This is a genomic window from Microbacterium sp. H6 (assembly GCF_003314775.1).
Classification (GTDB): Bacteria; Actinomycetota; Actinomycetes; order Actinomycetales; family Microbacteriaceae; genus Microbacterium; species Microbacterium oxydans.
The window spans coordinates 7,733-8,541 of record NZ_QOAY01000052.1 but is presented as its reverse complement, the minus strand read 5'-3'; the positions used below and the strand labels follow the sequence as shown (position 1 = coordinate 8,541).

Here is an 809-nt window from a genome sequence, read left to right as displayed (position 1 = left end):
GGCGGTGTCGCCCGCCTCTTCGGAATCCGTCGATGCGGCCAGCGGCACCGTGTCGATGACACCGGTGGATGCGACGGTCCAGTGCGCGCCCTCGTCGGAGACGCCGCCTTCGCCGTGCTGCTCCTCGGCCGTCTGGTTCTCGGCGCTCAGCGGGTAATCCCTGGGTTCGTCCTCGTAGTAGGCGCGCGCAGCCGCCGCGAGCATGGAGCTCACCGCCGCGGAGCGCGGATCCTCGTCGTCGGCAGTGACAGCAGCGACATCGTCGGAGGAGTCGGAGTCGGAGTCGGAGTCGGATTCGGATTCGGATTCGTCGGAGGTGGACGCGAGAGCATCGTCGTCCGTGGGGCCTGCGCCGAGCTGGTCGTCGGACTCGTCGGTGTCCGTCGATTCGGGTGCGTCGTGAAGATCGGCGAAGACCTCGACACCGCTGTGGTGCTCGTTTCCGTTCGCCGGATCCGCTGCCTGATCGCCTGCTGCCTCGGCCGGTGCGGCGGAGCCGAACAGGATCTCATCGAACGATCGTTCCGGAGACTCCTCGGAGGGTGCCTGCTCGGCCTGCGCATGCTCCGCGTCGTGTTCGGCGGCAGGAGCTTCGTCCGTCGAAGCCGAGGCGTCGGACGAAGGCGCGTCCGATTCGTCCGACGTGTGCTCGGAGCGGTCGCCCGTGTCCACGGATGCGGCGAGGTCGTCGACAGGGGCCTCGCCCGCAGGGGCGGCTGCGGCCTCAGCCGCCCAGGCGGCAGCGGCTGCCACCGGGATCGCGACCACGGAGTCGGCCGGAGCCGGCCCGGCCACGGAGGTCTCCGCCC

1 pseudogene is annotated in these 809 nt (G+C 70.6%); it reads right to left on the bottom strand.

The window, feature by feature from the left end:
- Positions 1-795: pseudogene (locus DSP71_RS21895) on the bottom strand (hypothetical protein); the annotation flags it as partial.
- Positions 796-809 lie beyond the last annotated feature (14 nt).